The sequence below is a fragment of the Desulfosporosinus metallidurans genome, from assembly GCF_001936615.1.
Taxonomy (GTDB): Bacteria; Bacillota; Desulfitobacteriia; order Desulfitobacteriales; family Desulfitobacteriaceae; genus Desulfosporosinus; species Desulfosporosinus metallidurans.
The window spans coordinates 50913-69716 of record NZ_MLBF01000004.1; the positions used below are offsets into that span (position 1 = coordinate 50913).

Annotated in this window: 16 protein-coding genes and 2 riboswitches; of the genes, 7 read left to right on the plus strand and 9 right to left on the minus strand. The window is 42.3% G+C overall.

Features of this window, described 5'->3' with window-relative positions:
- Positions 1 to 46 precede the first annotated feature (46 nt).
- A riboswitch (cobalamin riboswitch) is annotated at positions 47 to 233 on the minus strand.
- A gap of 83 nt (positions 234 to 316) precedes the next feature.
- The 5 genes from metH to DSOL_RS04260 form a co-directional block, all read right to left on the minus strand.
- On the minus strand, positions 317 to 3964 hold the full coding sequence (metH, locus tag DSOL_RS04240; RefSeq protein WP_075363643.1) for a methionine synthase: 3648 nt from the start codon (positions 3962 to 3964) through the stop codon (positions 317 to 319).
- Between the two features lie 161 nt (positions 3965 to 4125).
- The gene (locus DSOL_RS04245; RefSeq protein WP_045576978.1) at positions 4126 to 5031 is read right to left on the minus strand and encodes a LysR family transcriptional regulator; all 906 of its coding nucleotides are present in this window, start codon (positions 5029 to 5031) and stop codon (positions 4126 to 4128) included.
- The gene (locus tag DSOL_RS04250) at positions 5012 to 5836 is read right to left on the minus strand and encodes an energy-coupling factor ABC transporter ATP-binding protein (RefSeq protein ID WP_075363644.1); all 825 of its coding nucleotides are present in this window, start codon (positions 5834 to 5836) and stop codon (positions 5012 to 5014) included. The genes DSOL_RS04245 and DSOL_RS04250 overlap by 20 nt, the downstream gene beginning before the upstream one ends.
- Positions 5833 to 6642, minus strand: coding sequence for a cobalt ECF transporter T component CbiQ (cbiQ, locus tag DSOL_RS04255; protein ID WP_075363645.1), 810 nt, complete (start codon positions 6640 to 6642; stop codon positions 5833 to 5835). The genes DSOL_RS04250 and cbiQ (DSOL_RS04255) overlap by 4 nt, the downstream gene beginning before the upstream one ends.
- A gap of 63 nt (positions 6643 to 6705) precedes the next feature.
- On the minus strand, positions 6706 to 7758 hold the full coding sequence (locus tag DSOL_RS04260) for an energy-coupling factor ABC transporter permease (RefSeq protein ID WP_075363771.1): 1053 nt from the start codon (positions 7756 to 7758) through the stop codon (positions 6706 to 6708).
- A gap of 599 nt (positions 7759 to 8357) precedes the next feature.
- Between DSOL_RS04260 and DSOL_RS04265 the strand changes: the two genes are divergently transcribed.
- The 6 genes from DSOL_RS04265 to DSOL_RS04285 are packed head-to-tail and all read left to right on the plus strand — an operon-like array spanning position 8358 to position 11401.
- Positions 8358 to 8552, plus strand: a complete 195-nt coding sequence (locus tag DSOL_RS04265) for a CooT family nickel-binding protein (protein ID WP_075363646.1) — start codon at positions 8358 to 8360, stop codon at positions 8550 to 8552.
- Positions 8553 to 8577: 25 nt separating this feature from the next.
- A complete protein-coding gene (locus DSOL_RS29440) occupies positions 8578 to 8709 on the plus strand; it encodes a hypothetical protein (RefSeq protein ID WP_282433523.1) in 132 nt (43 codons plus the stop codon).
- On the plus strand, positions 8681 to 9616 hold the full coding sequence (gene cbiQ, locus DSOL_RS04270; RefSeq protein WP_075363647.1) for a cobalt ECF transporter T component CbiQ: 936 nt from the start codon (positions 8681 to 8683) through the stop codon (positions 9614 to 9616). The genes DSOL_RS29440 and cbiQ (DSOL_RS04270) overlap by 29 nt, the downstream gene beginning before the upstream one ends.
- A 4-nt stretch (positions 9617 to 9620) precedes the next feature.
- The gene (locus tag DSOL_RS04275; protein ID WP_075363648.1) at positions 9621 to 10415 is read left to right on the plus strand and encodes an energy-coupling factor ABC transporter ATP-binding protein; all 795 of its coding nucleotides are present in this window, start codon (positions 9621 to 9623) and stop codon (positions 10413 to 10415) included.
- Positions 10416 to 10464: 49 nt separating this feature from the next.
- Positions 10465 to 11049 (plus strand): tRNA (N6-threonylcarbamoyladenosine(37)-N6)-methyltransferase TrmO, encoded by a 585-nt coding sequence (gene tsaA / locus DSOL_RS04280; protein ID WP_075363649.1) that lies wholly within the window; start codon positions 10465 to 10467, stop codon positions 11047 to 11049.
- A gap of 25 nt (positions 11050 to 11074) precedes the next feature.
- Entirely contained in the window at positions 11075 to 11401 is a 327-nt protein-coding gene (locus DSOL_RS04285) for a YnfA family protein (protein ID WP_075363650.1), read from the plus strand.
- A gap of 85 nt (positions 11402 to 11486) precedes the next feature.
- Here DSOL_RS04285 and DSOL_RS04290 read toward each other — a convergent pair whose 3' ends face one another.
- The 4 genes from DSOL_RS04290 to DSOL_RS04305 form a co-directional block, all read right to left on the minus strand.
- Positions 11487 to 13493 carry an ABC transporter ATP-binding protein gene (locus tag DSOL_RS04290; RefSeq protein ID WP_075363651.1) on the minus strand — a complete coding sequence of 669 codons (2007 nt, stop codon included), beginning with the start codon at positions 13491 to 13493 and terminating at the stop codon, positions 11487 to 11489.
- Positions 13490 to 15217 (minus strand): ABC transporter ATP-binding protein, encoded by a 1728-nt coding sequence (locus DSOL_RS04295; protein WP_075363772.1) that lies wholly within the window; start codon positions 15215 to 15217, stop codon positions 13490 to 13492. Before DSOL_RS04295 ends, DSOL_RS04290 begins: the two co-directional genes overlap by 4 nt.
- A gap of 51 nt (positions 15218 to 15268) precedes the next feature.
- Positions 15269 to 15703 (minus strand): MarR family winged helix-turn-helix transcriptional regulator, encoded by a 435-nt coding sequence (locus tag DSOL_RS04300; RefSeq protein WP_075363652.1) that lies wholly within the window; start codon positions 15701 to 15703, stop codon positions 15269 to 15271.
- A gap of 212 nt (positions 15704 to 15915) precedes the next feature.
- Entirely contained in the window at positions 15916 to 16722 is an 807-nt protein-coding gene (locus DSOL_RS04305; RefSeq protein WP_075363653.1) for a manganese catalase family protein, read from the minus strand.
- A 255-nt stretch (positions 16723 to 16977) separates the two neighbouring features.
- A riboswitch (cyclic di-GMP riboswitch) is annotated at positions 16978 to 17096 on the plus strand.
- Positions 17097 to 17168: 72 nt separating this feature from the next.
- Between DSOL_RS04305 and DSOL_RS04310 the strand changes: the two genes are divergently transcribed.
- Complete coding sequence (locus DSOL_RS04310) at positions 17169 to 18467, plus strand: ArsB/NhaD family transporter (RefSeq protein ID WP_486598765.1); 1299 nt, start codon at positions 17169 to 17171, stop codon at positions 18465 to 18467.
- Positions 18468 to 18804: the final 337 nt, after the last annotated feature.

Consider the following 18804-nt stretch of genomic DNA (forward strand, 5'->3'; position numbering starts at 1 on the left):
TGAATACAACACTAACTTATGGAACCCCCCTATCGCTCGTAGAGTTATTGGTTCATTAATAAAGGCAGGTCTTCTGACTTTGGTTCATGAATGCTTCACGCCTTCCCGGTATGAGCCAGTGGCCTCTAGTATGAAACATCTCCCCATTACAGTGGCGGGACCGTGCAGGACTTTTACCTGCTTCCCTTTTAAGCTGTACTCTTAGTACTTGCACCTTTATTTTCCAATATTCAATTGCTATCATGTTATCGTATATCCACCTAATGTGTCAACCAGGAAATTCAATCTTGAAATTATTAATTGCTGCCCCAATTTTTTATTTATACGCCAAACTAGTACTTAACATCTTCTCAATCTCTTTAAGCTCTTTATTGTTACGCTTTGCGTAATCATCCACTTGATCCTTATCAATTCTGTGGATATCAAAATAGTTTGCCTCTTCAGAGGCAAAGTACAGCCCGCACACACTAGCAACAGGATCCATCATATAATGTTCTGTCAAAGTTATACCCGTATTACGTTCTCCCTCTAAAAGCTGAAAAAGCTTTGTTTTTTCAGCATGATCCCGAAGACTAGGATATCCAAAGGCAGGTCTTATTCCCCTAAATGACCCCTTTAATAAAGATCTAAGTTCTAGCTTTTCATCTGGAGAGTACCCCCAATAATCCTTTCTTACCTGAAAATGTAATAACTCTGCAAAGGCTTCTGCCAGTCTATCAGCAAGAAGTTTTACCATAATTGCTCCGTAGTCATTGCCTTGTTCTTTAAGTTTCTCGGCATACTCCTTAGCGCCTATTCCTGCAGTCACAATAAATCCACCTAAATAATCAGTTTTTCCACTATCCTTAGGGGCTATATAATCTGCAAGGCATCTATAGACATTATCCTTGGAAACCGCTTGTTGCCTTAACATATTGAAGGTGGTAACACTTCCATTATGGTACATTTCAAGGTCATCTCCTAGAGAGTTAGCAGGAAAAATACCCAAAACAGCATTTGCTGTAAGTATGTCTTCCCTCTCCAGTAAATCTAACATTTCATTGGCATCATCAAAAAGCTTTTTAGCCTCTTCGCTAAATTTAGGATCTTCCATAATTTTGGGATACACCATGCCCATATCCCAAGCTACAAAGAAATAAGACCAATCAATATAGTTTCTAAGCTCGCTGATGGGGAAATTTTTTAAATGTTTGGTTCCAATTAAGTTTGGAACGTTAATACTTTCCTTATCCCAATCTATTTGAAGTTTCTTTTCTCTAGCTTCTTCGATCGGCACAAGCTTTCTTTCAATTTTCCCGTAGCTTTCGCTTATAGTTTGGTATTCCTCCTCAATTTGAGCTAAATACCTCTCTCTTCCATTCTTATCGACCAGCTTTTTGGCAGCTTCTACGGCTTTAGAAGCATCAACACTATACACGACTCCCTTTGAATAGTTAGGTGCAATCTTTAAGGCTGTGTGAGTCTTAGAGGTTGTTGCTCCACCAATCATCAAGGGGATGTTAAACCCTTGCCGTTCCATTTCTTCCGCTACATTAGACATCTCATCTAAAGAGGGAGTAATCAGTCCACTCAGAGCTATGATATCAGCATTTTCTTTTTTTGCTGTTTGCAGGATTACTTCGCAAGATGCCATTACTCCAAGATCAATAACTTCAAAATTATTGCAAGACAGAATAACGGAAACGATGTTTTTGCCGATATCATGGACATCCCCCTTAACCGTGGCAACGACCACTTTTCCTGCACTGCTACTTTCACTGCTCTTCTTCTCTGCCTCAATGTAGGGTAATAAAACACCCACTGCCTTTTTCATAACTCTGGCGCTTTTTACAACCTGGGGGAGAAACATTTTTCCTTCGCCAAATAATTCTCCAACCACCTTCATTCCATCCATTAAGGGACCTTCGATAACCTCTTCTGCTCTGTCATATTGTCTTCTGACTTCTTCAACGTCTTCTTCTATAAATTCTGCTATGCCTTTGACTAAGGCATGAATTAATCGTTCCTTAGAATCTTGCTCTCGCCAGGCAAGTTTATTCTCAACTTGATCCCCGCCAGACGCTTTGTATTTTTCCGCAAACTCTAAGAGTTTTTCAGCAGAATCAGGTGTCTTATTTAGTACTACATCTTCAACCTTTTCCAGCAGCTCCTTATCTATTTCATCGTAAATTTGAATCATACTTGGGTTTACAATAGCCATATCCATTCCTGCAGCAATAGCGTGATACAAAAACACAGAGTGCATAGCCTCTCTAATGGCATTGTTTCCTCTAAAGGAGAAGGATAAATTACTTACCCCACCACTGACCTTGGCATGAGGAAGATTTTCCTTGATCCATTTTACGGTGTTAATAAAATCGACCGCGTAATTATTGTGCTCTTCAATCCCTGTGGCAATGGCTAAAATATTAGGGTCAAAAATAATATCCGTTGGTGGAAACTTCACCTTATTTACTAATAAATCATACGCTCTTTTGCAAACTGTTATTCGCTTTTCAAAAGTATCTGCCTGGCCTTGTTCATCAAAAGCCATTACCACAACGCCCGCGCCATATCGTTTAATTAACGTTGCTTGCCGAATAAACTCCTCTTCCCCTACTTTTAGGCTTATGGAATTTACGACAGCTTTGCCTTGGATTGCCTTTAAGCCTGCTTCCAGAACCTCAAATTTTGAGGAATCAATCATTACCGGTACTCTGGAAATCTCCGGCTCACTAGCAAGCAGCTTAAGAAATAGATCCATTTCACTTAAGGCATCAAGCAGCCCATCATCAAAGTTTATATCTATAATTTGGGCTCCATTTTCCACCTGTTCTTTGGCCACAAATAAGGCTTCTTCATAGTTTTTCTCTCTGATTAATCTTGCAAACTTAGCTGATCCAGAAACATTCGTTCGTTCCCCAATATTGACAAAATTATTTTCTTTCTTTATGACAATGGCTTCAAGACCACAGTAAACCGTCTCTTTCTCGATCAGAGGGATTTTCCTTGGTTTGATACCCTTAATCGCTGCACTGATCGCTTTAATATGCGCTGGGGTTGAACCGCAGCATGCCCCGACAATATTTAAATGACCTTCCTCTGCCAATTCCTTGACCAAAGCCGCAGTTTCTTCCGGACGTTCCTCATACTCCCCAAGGGAGTTTGGCAGACCTGCATTTGGATGAAAAGTTACATAACGATCTTGTGTTTTGGAAAGATTTTTAATGAAAGGAATTAAATCCTTGGCTCCAAAGGAACAATTTAATCCTATGCCAAGAATTTCATCACCCTTCATAGTGTGGGCAAAGGCTTCCAGCGTTTGCCCGGATAAAATTCTGCCGCTTTTATCAGCAATAGTCCCTGAGATGAAGATAGGCAGGGTTAAATCTCTTTCCTCAAAGACAGTTTCGGCTGCAAATATAGCTGCTCTGGCATTTAAAGCATCAAAGATTGTTTCAATCATTATAATATCGACGCCGCCATCTACAAGCCCCTGTATCTGCTCCCCATAAGCAAGTACGAGTTCATCAAAGCTTATATTTCTTATTCCTGGGTTTTCAACATCTGGTGAAAGTGATGCTGTTCTATTGGTAGGCCCAATTGAACCTGCTACAAAACGCGGTTTACTGGGATCAACGTTCGTAAAAAGATCTGCTTCTTCTCTTGCCAGCCTTGCTCCATGGAAGTTAAGCTCATAGACCTTATCCTCCATGCCATAATCCTTTTGAGATATTCTAGTTGCATTAAAGGTATTTGTTTCAATGATATCCGCCCCAGCTTCTAGATAACGTTTATGAATCCCTTTAATAATCTCTGGATGAGTAATATTTAGAAGGTCATTATTCCCCTTTTGCCCTCTATGGCAATTACAACGTCCTGCAAACTCTTGCTCATTTAAGTTATATCCCTGAATACAAGTCCCCATTGCGCCATCTAGGACAAGAATTCTTTCCTTTAAATATTCCTCGATATTGTATCTCATCAGTTAGCCCCCTTAATTTTGAGAAAGTACATTAGATAGATTTGAACCTAATACATTCACTATAGCATGATAAAATAGATATAGGTTAACTCCAAAAAACTATAGCCTGCTATAGCATAAAACTATAACAGGCTAATTTTTAGAGTTCTGCCAGTGATTATCTATAGATGTTTAGTTACTTCTTCCAATTCTTGCACATAAGCTGTCGCAAGCCTGCTAAGCGTTACACTTTTATGTGAAATCCATCCAACAGTGATCGTTTCGTTAATATCCAAGGGTACTGGGATGATGTTATTGCCGTTAAGGTCAGCACTTAAAACGCCTGTTGAAATGGTGTAGCCATTTAATCCGATCAAAAGATTAAACAGAGTTGCCCTATCACTCACACGGATACTCTTTTTATGAGATAAGGTACTCAATATTTCCTCTGAAAAATGGAAAGAATTGTACTCTCCTTGCTCAAAGGACAAGCAGGGATACGAATCTAAATCCTCCAACGTGACTCTCTCTTGCTTTGCCAGGGGATTTTTAGCACTGATGAAAACATGAGGTGCAGCTTTAAATAATACTGTGAACTCCAAATTATTTTCTTTCATAAGCTTATTGATTACCTTTGAATTGAATTCATTGAGATACAAAATACCGATTTCGCTGCGAAGGTTTTTTACATCCTCCAAAATTTCATAGGTTTTTGTTTCTCTTATGGTAAACTCATATTCCTCCAAGGCATATTTTTTTAGGAGATTTACAAAGGCATTGACAGAAAAAGCATAGTGCTGGGTTGAAACAGAAAAATGCTGGGGGGATGGCTTTGCATCTAGGTAACGGTTTTCCAACAATTCTGTTTGCTCCAATACTTGCCGTGCATAGCCGAGAAATTCCGCCCCCTCAACTGAAATACTAATTCCCTTGTTGGTGCGCTCAAAAATCGTGATATTAAGCTCTGCTTCCAATTCTTTTATTGCGTTGGAAAGGCTGGGCTGAGCTATGAATAAACGCTTTGCAGCCTCATTAATGGAGCCCCAGGTTGCGATTTCAATTGCATACTTAAGCTGTTGAAGTGTCATTTTTCTCACCTGCCTGTTCTTTTGACAGTTTCCTAACCAAGAAGCTGCTCTGTTTTTCCATCCCGCAGACCGGACAGTTTTGAAGCGCTAGCGGCACCTCAAGCCCGCACTCATCCATTAATTCAGTATTTACGAGAATTTCCGTGGTAATTCCATCGGCTGCGATTTCCCCATTTTTGATCACAATAGTTCGTTCACAAATCTCAAAGATCATATCCAAATCATGACTCGTGATAATTTTTGTATGTTTAAAGCTATGAAGCAGCTCCATGACCCTTCGTCTGGATTTCGGATCAAGAGCAGCCGTGGGCTCATCCATCACCAAAATGTCAGGCTGCATAGAAAGTACAGAGGCAATAGCCGCAGCACGCTTTTCTCCTCCTGACAACTTGAAGGGTGCACGATCTTTCAAATGAAGTATTCCCACCATCTCCAAAGCTTGAAGGACACGCTTTTCAACTTCTTTTTCGTCAAGTTTATAATTGCGAGGGCCAAAGGCCACATCATCATAGACTGTTGTCATGAATAACTGATCGTCCGGGTCTTGGAAAACCATACCAAGTCTTTGACGAATCATGGGGAGTGTTTTTTTCGTAACATGAACGTCCCCCACACAAACTTCTCCCTGGCTTGGAAAAAGAACCCCCATGAGCAGCATAAGCAACGTGGATTTTCCTGCTCCATTGGCTCCAATGATTCCCACCGACTCTCCATGGCGGATACGAAAGGACATTCCTTTGACCGCTTTATGTTCATCTGGATAACTATAATGCAAATCCTTGACCTCAAGTTTATGATGACTCATCGTATCACTCCCGTTATCAATGAACCTATTAACAAAGGAATATTGTAAATCCTTGCCACCGCAAAGAATAAGACCCATCCCGCCAAATAAGCCAAATCCCAGACTTTAATTCCCTTAAAGCCTCCTGTATGGTACTCCCCAGTAAAACCTCTTAAACACATCGCTTCATAAATACGCTGCGCTCTGTCAAACGTCCGGAGAATAAGCTGTCCTGCCAATGACCCCCAAGCGCTCCGGTGAACCCCCTTCTGCTCCGGAGCCCGCAGTGAATACGCCCTTAATGTCCGAGCAACCTCCTCCATCAGTACCGAGATATAGCGATAGGTTAAGAGCAGCTGCAGCACAAATATGCGAGGGATTTTCAGCATCCTTAAGGCCCCCGCCAGCCTATCCATCCCTGTCGTGGCAATGAGGAGGAGAGCCGCGGTGACGGTTAATCCGCTCTTGACTAAAAGTGAAAGGAAGGTGACCCACCCTCTTGACAGTTCTATTCCGCCCAACAAAACGATTTGATGATCGAAAAAAGGGTTTAGGATACCGATTCCAATAATGAAGGGCGAAACAAGCAAGATCCTCGCAACTATAGGTTTTACTGGCAGTTCTGCTAGAGCAAAGACCATCGAAGGATAAATAAGAAGCGGCAGCAGGCCGCTAACATCGTATTTCCCAAAGGATACGACCACAGTTAGATAACTAACTGTGGTCAACAATTTCACGAGAGGATGTATTTGGTGTATGGCGGTTTCTTTCCGGGCCAGGTCATCGAGAATCCGCATATTATATAATGAATTCATGATGTTCGACATATCAACAATCCAATCCTAATTTCCAAATTAAAGACAGGGTTATCCTCCCCACCTCAGAACTATTCAAGCCTGGGTTCCCTTTTTCCTTCTTTTAGCCAAACTGATGCCTGACCCCACAAGGCCCGCCAAAACAAGCGTCATCCCACCACCTACCAATCCGGCGGTACTCGTTCCTCCACTTACAGCAGGCCAAGATGCTTCGCTTTCTCCAGCACTTTGTTCCGTTCCTTTTTCTGGTGCCTTAAAGTCATAACCAGGCAAAAATGCCGTTTTATTCTGTATTTCAGACAGGCTTTGATGAATGCCATCTTGCGCCTCCAGCTCCGCCTTACCCGCCGTCTTAAACATGGACCATTCCAAACCATCAGGATTTGAAGAGGCAAACCAGGATAACACTACCCCTGAAAGCACTGCAACAGCAGCAAGTCCTGCCACAACCTTCTTTATCGAAATATTCCCAATAGCCTCTCCTGAGCCGGCCTTTTCAATAATTTCTGGGCGCGACTTCCAAATATAAGTTACAATAGCGGTTGTGACAAGGCCCTCTACCACACCGATTGCAAGATGAATGGGCTGCATTAATAAGACAAACGTCCCAAACGGTAATTCGGTCTTTCCGGAAAAGAACGTTTCCAATACGACCCCGAAAGCACCCATTTGAAGGCCTATAATAGCTGTAAGCATCGATGCACCAAATATTCGCTTTGTAGAATACCCTTTTCGCATGAGCATTTTATAAATCAAGGGGTAGGCAATAAAACATGGAAAAAAACCGAGATTAAAGACATTACTACCTAAGGCCAGCAAACCCCCATCTGCAAAAAACAAAGCTTGTATCGTGAGAACTGACGCCATAGTAAGGAAGCCCGCATAGGGACCCAGTAAAATTGCAAGAATTAACCCTCCTCCCAGATGTCCACTGGAGCCTGTTCCTGGTATTGAGAAATTAATCATCTGGGACGCAAATATAAAAGCTCCCATCACTCCCATCAAAGGAATTTTCTTTTCATCCATCTCATTTTGCACTTTCTTAATCGAGTAAGCCGCAACACCCGCTGTTGCAACCCACATGGTTCCACCAACTAAAGGTGAAATCAAGGCATCTGCCATATGCATAACTATCTCTCCTTTTTTCTCTTTTTCGAACGGATGATTCATTTGAATGCGGCATTTTTGTTTAGTATTTAACCCCCTTCTTTTTAAATAAAATAAAAAGGCCAAGGAAATAGACTTTAAAAAGTCAAACCTCCATGGCCTTTGCAAACACCTTCATGGTCCTGCATCTTCAATATTTGGTTAATATTTCTTTTATTCTACATCCGCTTTCTAAATCCCTGCTAAGTTTATGACTAACTAAAAAAATTTTGAAGAAAACAGGAAAAGATCATTATTTAATTAAAGGTGCGTTTATATCCATGCTTTCTCTAGGTAGTCTTATTGGCGGACAAAAGCGTGAACTCACTCCCCTCAAAAATATAAATTAAGTTCAAAAGGAATTTACATATTCATGTAGAATATCTTTAGCATAGACAACAATCCAATATGAAAAAAAGAGACCATGGAGGTCTTGACTCGACATTAAGTCTGGTCATTTTTTCCATGGTCTTTTTCATACAGGATATCCCTTCTGGGCTGTCGAATATAATAGTTATAACTTGAATTATGATGTTAATCTATGGCCTTTATTAATTTTCAAAAAGAAGGAGCAAAATGTAATGTGTGAAGCAAATGCCTATCTTAAGGATGGAGAAAACGATATTTTATTCATGGAGTCGGTTGATACCATAGAACCCTACGAAAACGGTCTCAAACTCGTGGATATCTTTGGAAAACAAAAGTTTATTCAAGCCAAAATCAAAGATATGGCTCTTCTCAACCACCGTATTATTTTAGAAAAGACGGAACTTTAATAACGAGAGGAGGAAACCTTCCTTTATGCCTATTCCTGACGGATACTTAAATCCTCAGACCGATGCTGTGTTAGACCTCGTCACTGCGTTCTTCCTTCAAGGTGACTTCCAGAAGGGAGATGAGCGGAATGGATCTTCCTCTTTGGCTGCAAACTAATAGTCCGCCTGCACCCTCTCCTTCGACTAAAGTAAAGCAGTCCAATTTTATTCAAAAAACTCTTCAAGGAATTATTCATTTTGTACGGGAATCCGTCTATTCTGAGGAGATCGCACTTCGCCCTGGATTCCTGCAAGCCCTGGATCCCAGGATGAAGCTCTTGGCCATTTTTTCCCTTCTCATAACCGTCAACCTCCTGCGCCATTTACCCTTGCTTTGGGGGATCTATCTGGGGATTCTAATCCTCGCTATGTTATCCAAGGTACCCAGTCGCTTCCTTATCCAGCGGGTTTGGTTCGTTATTCCCTTATTTACAGGGATCATGGTTTTGCCTTCCATCTTTAATTGGGTGCGACCCGGTGACCCCCTCTGGATGCTTTGGACGTTCTCGACCCCGCACCATTTAGGGCCGATTCATTTTCCACCTGAATTAACCATCACTCGCCAAGGCTTTTGGGGAGCAATTCTCCTGATCAGTCGAGTGGGAATTTCAGTCACTCTCGCAGTTCTCCTCACCCTGACGACACGTTGGAACAACCTGTTGCGTGCGTTGCGAACTTTTTTTGTTCCTAAGATTTTCATTGTTACGCTGGAAATGACCTACCGTTATATTTTTGTGCTTATTACACTGCTCGAAGACATGTTCTTAGCGCGCAAAGCACGTGATGCAGGGCGTTCCTCTGGAAGTGAACAACGGCGTTTCGTGGGTTCATCCATTGCCCACCTTTTCGGTAAATCACTACAAATGAGCGAAGAGGTCTATACCTCAATGGTCGCGCGAGGCTATACCGGTGAAATTTTTACTCTTCAGCGTTTTCAGCTACGCTGGGTGGACATCTTTAGCGCGGGAGTCAGCCTCATGGCGTGCTTAACACTTTATGCTGCCGACAAAGTCTTAGGAGGATAATACATTGTCACAACAAACCGCTCCCCTTTTCGAATTAACGGACCTTTCCTATGCTTATATTCCCGAGCAGCCCGTCCTATCTGATATTCATCTTCAGGTCTATCCCGGACAAAGCCTTGTTATTCTTGGAGCCAACGGAAGCGGAAAGTCCACACTCCTTAAAATTCTTGCCGGACTCGTTCATCCTACATCTGGTCAAATCTTGGCCTTTGGACAGAACCTTACTGAAAAAAAACTGCAAGATCCTTCCTTCTTATCTGAGTTCCGCCAACGTGTCGGCTTCATTTTCCAAAATTCTGATGCCCAACTCTTCTCCGCCACCGTTCGGGATGAGTTATCCTTTGCGCCACTCCAGGTTGGCCTCTCTGCCGAACAGGTTGAACAACGGATCGTTGAAACTGCTGACCTACTAGGAATCACACCCCTATTAGACCGCCCTCCCTATAAATTGAGTGGTGGGGAGAAGAAAAAAGTCGCTTTAGCCTGTGTTCTAACTGCCAACCCCGAAGTTTTATTTCTCGATGAACCCACGAATGGGCTCGACCCACGCACCCAGTTTTGGCTCGTAGAATTTATTTCAGCCCTCCAGAGCGCAGGAAAAACGATTATTACTGCCACACATGACCTTTCCATTGTGGAAGAAATCGCTCAGCGTGTGATCGTTCTGCGCGAAAACCACACGATTGCAGCAGACAGCACAGCGTACGAAATTCTCAGTAACCGCGACCTTCTTCTCGATGTTAACCTCATTCATAAGCGCTCTCATTTTCACATCGGTGGAGCTAAAGAGCATGGATAAGGCCACAGATTAATCGTTAAGAAAATGGTTAAAAAGAAAGGAGATTTTTATGTCCATCACACTTCAATCGATAGGCACAATCCATACCCCTTATTTTGCCTTTAATACCCCTCATCAGCCGCTTCCTGACGCACCCGGCGATTTCTGGATCACGCTCAATCCCGAGTATGCAAGTGCTCTGAAATCTTTGGATAATTTCAACTATATTTATGTCCTCTATCATCTCGATCAAGTAACCCCTCCCGTCGAACTACTGACCCACTCCCCTTGGGCTCCCGAACTTGAAATCGGACTGTTTGCGAGCCGTTCCCCTAAAAGGCCCAACCCTATCGGGCTAAGTATTGTGCAATTAAAAGAAATCCAAGGCAACGAACTCATCATTTCGGGAATCGACGCCTATAACGGAACACCTTTACTAGACATCAAGCCCTATATTCACTTCCGAGACAGCATAAAGAGTGCTAATAACGGCTGGTTTGATACCCTCCCCGACAAAGACCATACGATAGCGCATGCCCTTGGACTTGCCCACGAACATGAGCATGAACATGAACATCCCCATCCACATGTCCACCACAATGATCACGATCATAGTCATAATCACCTTAAACATCGTCATGAACCTAACGATTAAGAGCTAACGGCGAACGGAGCAATACATGTTTAATGCGATTCTTTTATTTATTTTAGCTGGTTTAGCAGAAATTGGGGGAGGTTATTTGATTTGGCTTTCCCTTAGAGAAGCAAAGCCATTTTGGTATGGAATAATTGGGGGACTAATTCTCATCGTTTACGGCATCATACCCACATTACAGAAGTTCCCGAACTTTGGTAGAGTTTATTCCGCTTACGGGGGTGTCTTTATTATTCTCGCAATCCTATGGGGTTGGGGAATCGATAAAAAAGTGCCTGATGTATATGACTGGATTGGATGTGCCATTTGTCTTGTCGGAGTCTCTATCATGTTATGGGCTCCACGTCATTAACTTTTGGCAAGAACTCAAGACATGACCGGGAAAAAGGGTGGTGGCTAGATTATACAAATCTAGCCACCACCCTTTTTTCTGCTGCTTATACTACGTCTGTATCCAAGTTCGCTCCCGCGAACTGACTATAATAAAGATCGGCATAGAAGCCCTTCTGAGCAAGAAGTCCATGATGGTTACCCATTTCAATAATATTTCCTTTGTTCATCACGAGGATCAAATCTGCATCTCTGATCGTCGAAAGTCTATGAGCAATGACAAAGCTTGTTCTTCCACTCATCAGTTCCGTCATGGCGCGTTGAATATAAATTTCCGTTCTTGAGTCAACACTACTGGTCGCTTCATCCAGAATCAAGATTGCAGGATCAGCAAGTATGGCTCGCGCAATCGTGAGGAGTTGCTTTTGACCCTGCGAAATATTGGAGGCTTCCTCATTTAAGATGGTGTTGTATCCCTCTGGAAGAGTTTTAATAAAGTGATTAGCATGGGCAGCTCTTGCCGCCTTTATAACCTCTTCTTCAGTTGCACCTTCCCGACCGTAAGCGATATTCTCCATGATCGTGCCATTAAAGAGCCATGTATCTTGGAGCACCATACCGAAAATATTACGCAAATCTCCACGTTTGATATCCCTGATATCCACGCCATCAACCGTAATCTTGCCAGCCTTGATTTCATAGAAACGCATCAATAAGTTGACCAGAGTCGTTTTACCAGCACCCGTTGGCCCCACTATAGCAATCGTGTTTCCCTGCTTGACATCAATATTCATGCCCTTGATAAGGGTTTCATTCTCTTTATAGCTAAAATCGACATTTTTGAAGCTGACGTCTCCCTTAGGGAAAGCGATAACCTTAGCATCTGCACGATCCGGCAATTCTTCCACTTCATCTAAGAGCTCAAAGACACGTTCGGCCGAGGCTACGGTTGATTGAATAATGTTTGCTATATTGGCAGTTTGAACGATGGGCATGGTAAATTGTCTTGAATACTGAATAAAGGCCTGGATATCTCCAATCGTTATTCTCCCATTCGTGACAAAAATGCCGCCAACAACACTGACAATAACATACCCCAGATTGCTGACAAATCTCATGAGGGGCATGATAATACCTGAGATAAACTGGGCTTTCCACCCTGCATCGTAGAGTCGGTTATTGATTTCATTGAAGGTCTCGATGGATTTCCCCTCATGTCCAAAGGCCTTAACAATAACATGACCGGTGTACATTTCTTCGACATGCCCATTCAGTTCACCCAGAGATTTTTGCTGAGCTGCAAAGTGTTTTTGAGAGTGTTTGGCAATACCGGTGGTTACTAAGACATAAAGAGGGAGCGTTAAAATAACAATCAAGGTTAGAAGCGGGCTGATGGTTAGCATCATGACGATAACCCCAATAATCGTTACGATCGACGTGATCAATTGGGTAAGACTTTGCTGTAAAGTATTGGCAATATTATCCACATCATTGGTGACTCGACTCAAGATTTCGCCATGTGTCCTAGCATCAAAAAATCTAAGCGGCAACCTCGATAGCTTGTCATCCACGTCTTTGCGCAGATCATAAACTGTTTTTTGAGCCACTCCAGCCATAATATATTGTTGAACATAACTAAATAAGGCACTCACAAGATATAACCCTATTAGAATCAGAACGATTCTGAGGATATAGTCAAAATCAATTTTCCCGCCATTCAAGGCCATAATTTTGGCAATCCCAGCTTTAACCTGAGCCAACCCTCCCACTACCTCTGGGGTCGCTGTTTTCGGATTAGCCGCCAATTTGCTTAGCATATCTTGCTGGGGTACCAGCTTGGCCAACGTCATTTTGCCCATGATGCCTTCAAACAATTTCGTTGTGGCATTACCCATAATCTTCGGTCCCAAAATACTGAACACGGTGCTGAGAATGGCGAAAATGACGACGATACTTAACTGAATTCGGCGTGGTCTTAAATACCGAAGTAGCCTTAATAAAGTACCTTTGAAATTCTTGGCCTTTTCCACAGGTCTGCCAATGGTTCCACCAGGTCCTCCCTGTCTTCCTCCCATGACTCCCTGTTGTGGTTTATTAACGTTACCTTCACTCATGCTATTTCTCCCTCTGAAAGCTGTGAAGCTACAATCTCACGATACACCTCACAGGAATTTAACAGTTCCTTGTGCGTCCCAATTCCAGCGATCAGTCCATCATCTAAAACGATGATTCTATCGGCATCCATTACAGTTGTAACCCTTTGCGCGATAATAAACACCGTCGCGTCAGCAATTTCAGGCTTAAGAGCCGCTCTTAACTTAGCATCTGTTTTAAAATCAAGGGCTGAGAAGCTATCGTCGAAAATATAGATTTCAGGTCTGCGAATTAAAGCACGGGCGATGGAGAGGCGTTGCTTCTGTCCACCCGAAACATTCGTTCCACCCTGGGCAATCGTATGATCAAAGCCTGCTTCCATTTCTGTTACAAAATCAGTGGCTTGTGCTACCTGAACGGCATGCTTAATCTCGTCTAAGGTGGCATCTTCCCGGCCATATTTGATATTATCCGCAATAGTACCCGAAAACAGAACTGTTTTTTGAGGAACAAAGCCTATTTTGGCTCTCAAGCTTTCTTGGCTCATTTCTCGAACATCCACCCCATCAACCAAAACACTTCCACTTTCAACATCATAAAAACGTGTAATTAGATTGACCATCGTCGATTTGCCCGAGCCAGTCCCTCCGATTATTGCCGTAATCTCTCCTGGTCTTGCGCTAAAGTTTATCTTGCTGATCGCAGGTTGTTCTGCACCAGGGTAGCTGAAGGATACATCCTTAAACTCGACGAACCCTCGTTGTATACTCGTGGAATTGCCCTTAGAGGGATCCTTGATTTCCGGTTCAGTATCCAGGACTTCATTGATTCTCACAGCCGAAGCCTGAGCGCGCGGGACCATGATAAATAACATAGTGAGCATGAGCAAGGAGAAAAGAATTTGCGTCGCATATTGGATAAAGGCCATAAGAGATCCAACCTGCATATCTCCATTGTTGATTCGAATACCCCCAAACCAAATAATGGCGATCGTCGTAAAGTTCATAATCAACATCATCATGGGCATTAAGATGGCCATAATTTTGTTTACCTTAACCGCGTTATTCATAAGGTCCGAGTTAGCATCATCAAATCTCTTCTTTTCTTGATCAATACGATTGAAAGCCCGTACCACTCTAATACCTGTAAGATTCTCACGTAAAACAAGATTCAATTTATCGATTTTTAGCTGCATCAGTCTAAAAAGAGGTATGCCTCTGGTGAGCACAATACCAATAATGGCAAAGAGGACAGGCACCGAGACCAAAAGTACCCAGGTCAGACCCCGATCTTCTTGGATGGCCATGATGATACCACCGATACATGTTAACGGTGCGCTGATCATCATACTTAGGATCAAAACTGAAACCTGCTGAACTTGAGTTACATCATTTGTCGTTCTGGTAATTAAAGTTGCAGTGCCAATCTTGTCGAACTCATGCAAAGAAAAGCTTTCAACTTTTGTGAAGATCTTTTCGCGCAATATCCTCCCAAAACCCACAGCGGTTTTGGAAGAAAGGAAGGTTGCAATAATGGCACATAAGGTGCCCCCTGCTGCGACAAGCAACATGAAACCACCAACTCTTAGAATATAATTGACATCTTTGTTCACGATCCCGTGGTCAACAATATTCGCCATCAAGGTTGGTAAATAGAGATCTGAAAGGACTTGTAAGAAGAGCAGTACGATAACAACCGCGATATAAGCAGTATAAGGTTTTAAAAATCGATACAATTTAAACACAACATCAATCTCCATTCTCTTTAATCTCTAGCCCTGAGGATGAAATTCAGTTCACTTTTCTTGACTTTTCAGAAGCCTTTTCAGCACCTCTAAACCTTCGAGTATTTTATTGAGTTCTTCCGGGGTACTTTTGTTTATTGTTAGAGCAATGTTTTCTTCAAAACGTTCATGAAAGGTTTTATGCATCTCCACAAAATTTGGAGATATACTGACATAAACCACTCTTCTGTCTCGTTCACTTCTTGTTCTCTCTACCATTCCTAACTTTTCCATCTTGTCTACAATACCGGATACAGTACTATTAGATAAACTAAGCTTGCCACTTAATTCCGTGATTTTGAGCGTTTTTTCCTTACTTATAATTCCCATGATCATCATTTGAAGGGTTGTAATACCTGTATCCTCCACTACTTTAGTCATCTTATGCCTGAAAAGGAGCATGACTTCCTGAAGAAGCTTGGCAATCTTCATATTTTCATTTTCCATTTGTTAACCGCCTTTATCCTAGTATTTCGAAGTTAGAATATTTACCCTGATAATATTACGTTTATAAATATTCCGTACTCGAAATATATTACTCCTTAAGTATATAACTGTCAACCACAATTCCATCGTGTCTCGAAATGACAAAAAAACGGACATTAACTGCCCGTTTTTTGCACTGTACATTATTCATTTAGCTTACAATTTCGCTTTTCTTAATGTGGTTTAGCCTGAGGTTGAGGTTGGGAATATTGAGGATTATTGCGCGTATGGTCATTATAGCCTGGCGCAACTTCCTTCCCACCGGCTGGTTGTGGATCTTTTCCATACTGGGCTGGCCCGCCATACTTCTCGTTCGGGTTCTCCTCATAGGAAAACTCGTTACCTTGATTCCATGGACCTCGACTATCTCCCTGACCTGTTGACATATTCATGTATTTCTTGGAGAAATCCGAATCCCGGAAGTCTTTGTTAACACCAGTTCCTTTCAAGGTGTCAATCGCTTGCATAAAGGAGAAGTTATGAGATTCTTCGCGACTCAAGAGAAAACGAATCATATCTTTAACCCCGGCATCATCTGTTTGTTGGAGAAGCCGCTCATAGATAAGTTTAGCCCTCAGTTCTGCTCCGGCATTTGACGAAAGGTCAGTATAGATATCTCCCATTGAGTTGACGAAGGTCGAGCTCCAAGGAACACCTGCAGAGTTAACCAGAAGTGGTCCACCTCCAAGCAGGGCCATATGATTCGCTGAGAAATCTTTAGGAATGCTATCGACGGGACCAATCAACATGCCAAGACACTCACCCACCATTTCTAAATGGCTCAACTCTTCAGCCGCAATATCTTGCAGTAAGTCCCGTATTTTTGGATCATTACATCCTAAACTCTGAGAAAAATACTGCATGGCTGCTTTAAGTTCACCATTGCCGCCCCCAAATTGCTCCAGTAACAAGACAGCAAAACGGGGATCTGGTCGATCGACATGTACCGTGTATTCCATATCTTTAACATGCTTAAACACTTGAAAAGACCTCCCTTAGTTTTTTTTTTGCAATATAAGGCGAAATTTGCTCACTTCAAAGTATAGTATCTATCGATAGCAGATTTTTATTCTTGGAATTGTTTCCCTCACATGAAATATCGTTATACCTGTTTGACGAATTCTAACGTTTCTTGTTATACTAATTACGAGCTTCATCTTGATTCTTGATTCTTGATTCTTGATATTAAATTATAGTCTTAAAATGTGATTTATGGTCAATTTAATAATTAGTAGGTTCGGTTGGGGTAAACTTCGCGAAAGTGAAGGACGCTAAAGTCATGGGTCTAAGGCCTAATTTTGAAAGCACGTCGAATAGACTTTTGAAATTAAGCGAGGATCGCCAGACTACAAGAATCAACTTCTCTGGGGAGAGTAGTCTTTTAGACTACTCTCTTTTTTTACCACTAGTGGCTTTCGCCACAAAGATCAACAATTTTGGAGGTGTATTAATGCAAATTGGAATCGCCATCAGTATCTTTATCTTTAGCTATTTCTTTATCATCACCGAGAAAGTTCCTCGCGCCGTGACCGCCGTTTTCGGTGCCTCACTACTGATTATCTTAGGCGTTCTCACACAAGATAAGGCGATTCATCACATCGATTGGAATACCCTAGGACTCTTGATTGGTATGATGATCATCGTTGATTTAACCCGACGATCGGGGGTCTTTGCCTTTCTTGCCATTTGGGTAAGCAAAAAAGTAAAAGGAGACCCCCTCCTACTTATGCTCTCCTTATCCTTACTCACGGCGTTCATATCCGCACTCTTGGATAACGTCACGACCGTCTTATTAATTGTCCCGATAGCCCTCTCCATTGCTGAACAACTGGAGGTCGATCCAACTCCCTTTCTCTTCAGTCAAATCATCATGAGTAATATCGGCGGTACAGCCACTCTGATCGGAGATCCACCCAATATCATGATCGCCGGACAAACAGGTCTCAGTTTTATGGATTTTATTCTTAATCTTGCTCCTGTTGTGCTCGTCATTATGGCGGTTACTTTATATATCTTTTATCTAATCTATCGCCGCAAATTGGTGACCAAAGAAGAATTAAAAGCCAAACTCAGGATTCAAAATGAATGGGATCACATTAAGGACTTTGCCTTGCTCAAGAAAAGCCTTTTAGTCTTGAGCATCGTCATTCTGGGATTTTCTTTGCATTCTGTCCTTCACCTGGAAACAGCCACCATCGCGCTTGGTGGGGCCATGCTCCTAATGATCTTGGCCCATGAAGAACCCGAAGATGTTTTCTTATCCATTGAATGGCCCACACTCTTTTTCTTTGCTGGTTTGTTCGTCCTGGTCGGAGGGCTTATTGAGGTGGGAGTCCTTGACCGTCTGGCAGAGTGGAGCATGGGCTTGACTCAAGGGGACCCTCTCCTTATGGTTCTGTTAATTCTGGTTATATCTGCTCTACTGTCTTCGTTCCTTGATAATATTCCATACGTCGCAACCATGATTCCCCTAATTCAGAAACTAGCTCTACTCAGTCAGCTCACCCCAGCACAAACTCAGCCCCTCTGGTGGGCTTTGGCTTTAGGCTCCTGTCTCGGCGGAAACGGAACCTTAGTCGGTGCCTCCGCCAATCTCATCGTAGCAGGAATCGCTGAGAAAAACGGTACCAAAATACGCTATATTCAATTCCTTAAAGTAGGCTTTCCTCTAATGATTCTCTCCGTTGTAATTTCAGCAGTGTACCTCGTCATACGTTATTATTAACTTAAGCATCCAGCGACTCACCATCCATAAAAACAGAAACGCTGGGTGAGTTTAAACTCACCCAGCGTTTCCATTTTCAATTTAGCTATTTACTCATGTTTAGCACTCGACTGGTTAGCTTGTTGCTTAACTTTCCGTATGTGGTACCAGGTAGATGCGAATAACACTAACGTAAAAAAAGCAACACTAGTACCTTGATCTGTCATTAAGTCCAAGCCCGAGTCCCCCTTTATATCTCTCATTATCTCCACCTTAACATTTCTAGCTTAAAATTGGCTTAAAAACAAAAAAGCCATCGTCTCCCCCGTGGGAAAACGCTGGCCTTCTCAATTATCGA